This window comes from Streptomyces sp. NPDC054932 (assembly GCF_053610205.1).
Window position 1 is genome coordinate 1 of sequence record NZ_JBSGXU010000292.1, and the last position, 6,933, is coordinate 6,933.

8 protein-coding genes are annotated in these 6,933 nt (G+C 70.1%); 3 read left to right on the forward strand and 5 right to left on the reverse strand.

The window, feature by feature from the left end:
• Positions 1-402: 402 nt before the first annotated feature.
• Entirely contained in the window at positions 403-1,044 is a 642-nt protein-coding gene (locus tag ACWGE1_RS38980; RefSeq protein ID WP_453425211.1) for a DNA-3-methyladenine glycosylase, read from the reverse strand.
• Positions 1,045-1,152: 108 nt separating this feature from the next.
• On the opposite strand from ACWGE1_RS38980, the gene ACWGE1_RS38985 reads away from it, so the two are divergent.
• Positions 1,153-1,935 (forward strand): sporulation protein, encoded by a 783-nt coding sequence (locus tag ACWGE1_RS38985; RefSeq protein WP_453425212.1) that lies wholly within the window; start codon positions 1,153-1,155, stop codon positions 1,933-1,935.
• A gap of 188 nt (positions 1,936-2,123) precedes the next feature.
• A complete protein-coding gene (locus ACWGE1_RS38990; RefSeq protein WP_030773127.1) occupies positions 2,124-2,627 on the forward strand; it encodes an HNH endonuclease in 504 nt (167 codons plus the stop codon).
• 60 nt (positions 2,628-2,687) lie between these two features.
• Here the strand turns inward: ACWGE1_RS38990 and ACWGE1_RS38995 are convergent, their stop codons facing one another.
• From ACWGE1_RS38995 to ACWGE1_RS39010, 4 genes are all read right to left on the reverse strand, one after another.
• Positions 2,688-3,458, reverse strand: a complete 771-nt coding sequence (locus tag ACWGE1_RS38995; RefSeq protein ID WP_453425213.1) for a sulfite exporter TauE/SafE family protein — start codon at positions 3,456-3,458, stop codon at positions 2,688-2,690.
• Positions 3,459-3,547: 89 nt separating this feature from the next.
• Positions 3,548-4,534 (reverse strand): SPFH domain-containing protein, encoded by a 987-nt coding sequence (locus ACWGE1_RS39000; RefSeq protein WP_453425214.1) that lies wholly within the window; start codon positions 4,532-4,534, stop codon positions 3,548-3,550.
• A gap of 84 nt (positions 4,535-4,618) precedes the next feature.
• Positions 4,619-5,047, reverse strand: a complete 429-nt coding sequence (locus tag ACWGE1_RS39005; RefSeq protein ID WP_453425215.1) for an NfeD family protein — start codon at positions 5,045-5,047, stop codon at positions 4,619-4,621.
• 60 nt (positions 5,048-5,107) lie between these two features.
• The gene (locus ACWGE1_RS39010; RefSeq protein ID WP_453425216.1) at positions 5,108-5,902 is read right to left on the reverse strand and encodes an ABC transporter ATP-binding protein; all 795 of its coding nucleotides are present in this window, start codon (positions 5,900-5,902) and stop codon (positions 5,108-5,110) included.
• Between the two features lie 133 nt (positions 5,903-6,035).
• Between ACWGE1_RS39010 and ACWGE1_RS39015 the strand changes: the two genes are divergently transcribed.
• Positions 6,036-6,821, forward strand: a complete 786-nt coding sequence (locus ACWGE1_RS39015; protein ID WP_453425217.1) for a hypothetical protein — start codon at positions 6,036-6,038, stop codon at positions 6,819-6,821.
• The last annotated feature ends 112 nt before the right edge of the window (positions 6,822-6,933 follow it).

Here is a 6,933-nt window from a genome sequence, read left to right on the forward strand (position 1 = left end):
CATCCACCGAAGTGGACGGGGTATCAACTTCTGGCGTTGATTTTTGGCACGCTGTTGAGTTCTCAAGGAACGGACGCTTCCTTTGTACTCACCCTGTAGGGCTTTCCTCCGGGCTTTCGTTCTGTTCTTCGTTTCCAACTCTACCAGATCATTTCCGCGCCGTTTCCGGCGGTGGATTTGAATTCGGTGACCGTTGGGGGTCTTTGCCTTTCGGCGTTCCACTACTTTAGCGCTTATCCCTTGCGGCTCATAATCGAGCCACCGGCCGGGAATTCGGGCATGCCGAATCGACCCCCGCCAGGGGTAAGTCGTAGGTAGTGGGTTTGGCCGCTCCGGGGGTCTGCTGATAGCAGTGCCCCGTTCAAGCGGCTCGGGCTACGTTAGGCGTCCGGCAGGGGCGAGTCAAGTTGAGCGGCGGCGTGGTGCATGGGCGCGGTACGGGCTCACCGTCGGGTCGTGGGTGATCCAGAAGCGGTACGGGTGGGACGCGCCGGCTCCGCCCACTCCCGTGCGCGGCCCGCTGCTCACCAGGTCCGCCGAGGTCGGGGTGCCCGTGAGGAGGGACAAGGGGGAATCGGGGCCCGCGCAGAGGTCGGTGCCGTCCAGGGAGCGGTCCACGTCGAGGGCGGTGGCCAGGCGGGCCGGGCCTTTGGCCAGTTCTCTCGGGCTTCTGGCCGAAAGTCGACGTTTGGCGGCCAGGTCGGCACCCACCGTGACCTCGCCCGCGCGCAGCAGCACCCCGCTCGCCCGGCCAGGTGGACCGCACACCAGGTTGAGGCTGAACCACATGCCATAGATGAAGTAGACGTACGCGTGTCCGGGCGGCCCGAACATCGATGCGTTGCGGGCGGTGCGGCCGCGGTAGGCGTGCGAGCCCGGGTCGGCCTCCCCCTCGTACGCCTCGACCTCCGTGATGCGCAGTTCGAGGGGGCCGTCCGTGGTGCGGCGGACGAGGGTGCGGCCGAGGAGGTCCGGGGCCACGGTGAGGACCGGGCGGTCGAAGAAGGACCTGGGCAGGGGCGTACGGTCAGGTCGCGCGCTCATCCGGTCGAGCGTAGTGGAACGCGTCCACCTGCAACCGGGGCCTAAGGTTCCGCGTTGGTAAGGGGTAGTCGCGGCGTAGTCGCCAGATCCTTAAAGGGGAGTTAGAGCATGGGCTTCAAGAAGCTGTTCGCGAGCCTGGGTGCCGGTGGTGCTTCGGTGGACACCATCATCACCGAGCCGAACGTCGTGCCGGGCGGGATCGTCCAGGGCGAGGTCCGCATCCAGGGTGGATCCGTGGAGCAGCAGATCGAGGGTCTGTCCGTCGGGCTGCAGGCACGGGTCGAGGTCGAGGGCGGTGACCAGGAGTACAAGCAGGACGTCGTCTTCACCAAGCAGCGTCTGGGCGGTGCGTTCAAGGTGCAGCCCGGCGCCCTGCACGTGGTGCCGTTCGGGCTGGAGATCCCCTGGGAGACGCCGATCACCCACTTCGGGGGTCAGCACCTGCACGGAATGAACATCGGGGTCAGCACCGAGCTGGAGATCGCGCGCGCGGTGGACGCGGGCGACCTCGACGCGATCAACGTGCACCCGGTGCCGGCGCAGCAGGCGATCCTCGATGCCTTCCGGCAGCTCGGCTTCACCTTCCGCAGTGCGGACATGGAGCGCGGGCACATCCGCGGGACGCGGCAGTCGCTGCCCTTCTACCAGGAGATCGAGTTCCTGCCGCCGTCGCAGTACCGCGGGCTGCACCAGGTCGAGCTCACCTTCATCTCGGACGGCCGGGACATGGACGTCGTGCTGGAGATGGACAAGAAGCCCGGTCTGTTCACCGAGGGCAGCGACACCTACCGCTGCTTCCAGGTGGGTCTGCAGTCGTACCAGGACACGGACTGGGCGGCGTACCTGAACCAGTGGATCGCGTCGGTCGGCTCGCAGCGCAACTGGTTCTAGCCGGCCGGGGAGCGTGAGCAGGCGGCTCCCGGCGGCTGATCGTTCTCCGAGCGTTTGCCCGGTCCTGGTCTAAAGGAGGCCAGGACCGGGCATTTTTATTGCGTTGTCCCGCGTGGCGCGCGCGGCCAGAGTGGTTGCGGGCCCTGCCGCCAGGGTGGTCGCGGGCCTGCACACGGGAGGTGGGCGAGATGCGGGACACGCTGGTGCTGAATGCGAGCTTCGAGCCGCTGTCGACGGTAACGCTGAACCGGGCTGTAGTCCTGGTGCTCCAGGACAAGGCCGTCGTCGAACAGTCGCACCCCGAGCTGCGTGTGCGCGCGGCCACCATGGATCTTCCGATGCCCCGGGTGATCAGGCTCTGCAGGTACGTACGGGTGCCCTTCCGAAGACATGCTCCCTGGTCGCGGAGGGGGGTGCTGGTCCGGGACCAGCACCGTTGCGCGTACTGCGGGAAGCGCGCGACGACCGTGGACCACGTACTGCCGCGGGCCCAGGGGGGTGGGGACACCTGGCTGAACACGGTGGCCTCCTGCGCCGAGGACAACCACCGCAAGGCGGCCCGGACTCCGGAGGAGGCGGGGATGCCGCTCCTCCGGAAGCCCTTCGTGCCGTCGCCGGCGGACGCGATGCTGCTGGCTCTGGGGGTGGCCGGACGGGAGGCGCTCCCGGAGTGGCTGGAGCGCTCCGCCTAGACGGATCTCCCCTGTTCGGTGGAGGCTGCCGCGCTGGGCGGCGTAGTTCTTCTACGTCGCTCAGCCGATGAGCAGCTGGACGATGGCGAGGATGCCGACCGTCACGATGACCGCGCGCAGGACGGTCGGCGAGAGGCGTCGGCCCACCTTGGCGCCGATCTGGCCGCCGATGGTGGAGCCGACGGCGATGAGGACGACGGCCGTCCAGTCGAACTCTGCGACGAAGAGGAAGAGGACGGCCGCGATGCCGTTCACCAGGGCGGCGATGACGTTCTTGACGGCGTTGATGCGTTGCAGGTCCTCGCGGAGCAGCAGGCCCATCAGGCCGAGGTAGAGCACGCCCTGGGCGGCCCCGAAGTAGCCGCCGTACGCGCTGGAGAGCAGCATGCCGCCGAGCAGGGCCGGTCCGCCGTCGGGGTGGCCGGTGTCGCCTCCGGCGGCTTCCTGGCGACGGCGCAGGGCGGCGGCGAGCCGGGGCTGGAGGACGACGAGGACGAGGGCCAGTCCGATCAGGACGGGCACGATCGTGTCGAAGGACTCGGACGGCAGGGTGAGGAGCAGGACCGCGCCCGCGAGTCCGCCGACGAGCGATACGGAGCCGAGTCGCAGGATGCGGGCGCGCTGGCCCTGGAGTTCCTTGCGGTAGCCGATGGCTCCGCTGATCGAACCGGGCACCAGGCCGAGGGTGTTGGACACGTTGGCGGTGACCGGGGGCAGTCCGGTGGCGAGCAGCACCGGGAAGGTGATCAGGGTGCCGGAGCCGACGATGGTGTTGATCGTGCCCGCGCCGATGCCGGCGGCGAAGACAGCGAGTGATTCCCAGATGGACATGGACGGTGCCATCCCCTTTGCATGAGTGAGTCGCCTCCCCGCCATGAAGGTCGGGGGGCCTCACTGATCATGCAGGAGGGGGTGGCGGGTCAGTCGATGGGGGGCTGTTCGCGGCGGTCCGCGCCGTCCTTGTCCCGCGCGGCCGGGATGCCGCCGCCCTCCTTGCCGGTGTTCCCCGGGTTGAAGCCCGAACCGCCGCCCATGGGGCCGAAGTTGCCCATGGCACCGGAGAGGCCCTTGAGGGCGTCGCCGATCTCGCTCGGGACGATCCAGAGCTTGTTGGCGTCGCCCTCGGCGATCTTCGGGAGCATCTGGAGGTACTGGTAGGCGAGGAGCTTCTGGTCGGCGTCGCCGGCGTGGATGGACTCGAAGACCGTCCGGATGGCCTGGGCCTCGCCCTCGGCGCGCAGTGCGGCGGCCTTGGCGTCACCCTCGGCGCGCAGGATGGAGGACTGCTTCTCACCCTCGGCGCGCAGGATCTCGGACTGGCGGACACCTTCGGCCTGGAGGATCGCGGCGCGCTTGTCACGGTCGGCGCGCATCTGCTTCTCCATCGAGTCCTGGATGGAGGTCGGCGGCTCGATGGCCTTGAGCTCGACGCGGTTGACGCGGATGCCCCACTTGCCGGTGGCCTCGTCGAGGACGCCGCGCAGGGCCGCGTTGATCTCCTCGCGGGAGGTCAGGGTCCGCTCCAGGTCCATGCCACCGATGATGTTGCGGAGCGTGGTGACGGTGAGCTGCTCGATGGCCTGGATGTAGCTGGCCACTTCGTAGGTCGCGGCCCGCGCGTCGGTCACCTGGTAGTAGATGACGGTGTCGATGTTGACGACCAGGTTGTCCTGGGTGATGACGGGCTGCGGCGGGAACGGGACGACCTGCTCGCGGAGGTCGATCCGGTTGCGGATCGAGTCGATGAACGGGACGACGATGTTGAGGCCCGCGTTGAGGGTGCGGGTGTAGCGGCCGAACCGCTCGACGATGGCGGCGCTGGCCTGCGGGATCACCTGGATCGTCTTGACCAGTGCGATGAAGACCAGAACCACCAGAATGATCAGGACGATGATGATCGGTTGCATGCGGTTCCCCGTGCCCTTCCGGCTGTCTGTGCTGCCCCGTTGATCGGAGTCTCGCAGACCTTCGGGTCGCGAGCAGGCTGCTTCTCACATCACGACGGCGGTCGCTCCGTCGATCTCCACGACGTCGACGGACTGGCCGGGTTCGAAGCTGGTGTCCGCATCGAGGGTGCGCGCGGACCAGATCTCGCCGGCGAGCTTGATGCGGCCGCCGCCGCCGTCGACGCGTTCCAGTACGACGGCGGTTCTGCCCCTCAACGCGTCGATTCCGCTGCGGTGTTGGGGGCGCTGGTCGCGGTGTCGGTTGGCGATCGGCCGTACGACGGCGATGAGCGCGACCGAGACGATGACGAAGACCAGGACCTGGGCCACCACTCCCCCGCCGAGGGCGGCCGTGACCGCGGCGGCGACCGCGCCGACGGCGAACATGCCGAACTCCGGCAGGGCGGTCAGGACGAGGGGGATGCCCAGTCCGACCGCGCCGATGAGCCACCACAGCCACGCGTCGATGTCCACATGGTCATGGTAGGTCGGGTGGGCGCGGTCGGGACAGGGTGCGGGACCCCGTAAGACGGCCTAGCCGAGGGGAAGTCCCTGGGCGGTCCAGCGGTCGCTCCCGTTGCGCTCGACGACCAGCGGGAGGCCGAAGCAGAGGGAGAGGTTACGGGACGTCAGTTCGAGGTCGATCGGACCGGCGGTGACGACCTTGCCCTGGCGGATCATCAGAACGTGGGTGAAGCCGGGGGCGATCTCCTCGACGTGGTGCGTGACCATGACCATCGAGGGGGCGAGCGGGTCGCGGGCCAGGCGGCCGAGGCGGCGTACGAGGTCCTCGCGGCCGCCGAGGTCGAGACCGGCGGCGGGCTCGTCGAGGAGGAGGAGCTCGGGGTCGGTCATCAGCGCGCGGGCGATCAGGGTGCGCTTGCGCTCGCCCTCGGAGAGGGTGCCGAACCTGCGGTCGAGGTATTCGGTCATGCCGAGGCGGTCGAGGAAGGCGCGGGCGCGCTGCTCGTCGATGTCCTCGTACTCCTCCTGCCAGGTCGCCGTCATGCCGTAGGCGGCGGTGAGGACGGTCTGCAGGACGGTCTGCCGCTTGGGCAGCTTGTCGGCCATCGCGATGCCGGCGACACCGATGCGGGGGCGCAGCTCGAAGACGTCCACCTTGCCGAGGGTGCTGCCGAGGATGGTGGCGCTGCCCCTGGTGGGGAAGAGGTAGCTGGAGGCGAGGTTCAGCAGTGTGGTCTTGCCGGCGCCGTTGGGGCCGAGGATCACCCAGCGCTCCCCCTCCTTCACCGACCAGGAGACCTGGTCCACCAGAGCCCGGCCCTCGCGGACCACGGATACGTCCACCAGCTCCAGAACATCGCTCATGAGCGTGTTGTCACCCCTTGCAGTCACGGTTCTCTGTGCGCCGCTAGACGCAGCCCCAGGGGAAAACCTACGCCACTCGGAGCGGGCTCCGGGGCCGGGGCCCGGTGCCGGGGCCGATCCGTAAAGTGGGGGGATGCTTTTCGAACCACGTTCAGGGCGCTTGGCCGCCTGGGGGAACGCACTGCTGGCCGGTCTGGTCTCGCCCGACGAGGCCGTGTTGTCGATCGTGGGCGAGGACGCCGTGCACCGGGTGGAGGGGCTGCCGGGTGAGGCGGGCCCGGTGGGGCTCACTCTGGCGCTCGGGCGGCTGCGGGCGCTGGGGGTGACCGGGCTGCGGGTGGCCCTGCCGGCGCCGGGGCATCCGCTGGGGCTGAGCGGGCCGCCGGAGTTCAATGCGCGCGCGCTGGAGGCCGAGGAGGCGGTCGTCGCGGTGGGGTCGGCGCTGGGTCTGGTGCCGGAGGTGTCCGAGGCCGGGCCGGCCGGGGACGTGCACGTGTCGGTGACCTGGCACGTGCTGCCGGTACGGGAGGCTCCGCCGGCGGACGTGCCCTCGCTGGGCGAGGCGGAGCGGGAGCTCGCGGAGGCGCTGCGCGAGGCGACGGAGGTACTGACCCGGCTGGACGTGGCGGGGTCCGGGCCGGTGGCGGAGGCCGCGCTGTCGGCGTACCGGGCGCGGGCGGAGGCCGGGCGGGACGCGCTGGCGCCGGGGTACCCGGCGCGGGCGGTGCGGGTGCTGGCGCTGGCGCAGCGGGTGGACCTGATGGTGTCGCTCGCGTACGAGAACGGGCACGGGGGTGCGGTGGCCGCCTCGGAGATGGCGGCTCGGGCGGAGGCGCTGCGGCCGGTGGAGCGGGTGGCCCGGCGGGCGCTCGTGGCGGCGTACAACGCGCCGGTCGAGGATCGCGAGCGGGGGCGCTAGCCGCGCGTCGGCGGTGTGGGGCCGGGGCCGGGCGTGGGCACGGGGGTGGCGGCGCGCGGGCGGCCCCGGGCTGCGCCCGGGCGTGGGGGGGGGGGGCCCGCGGGCCGCGGGG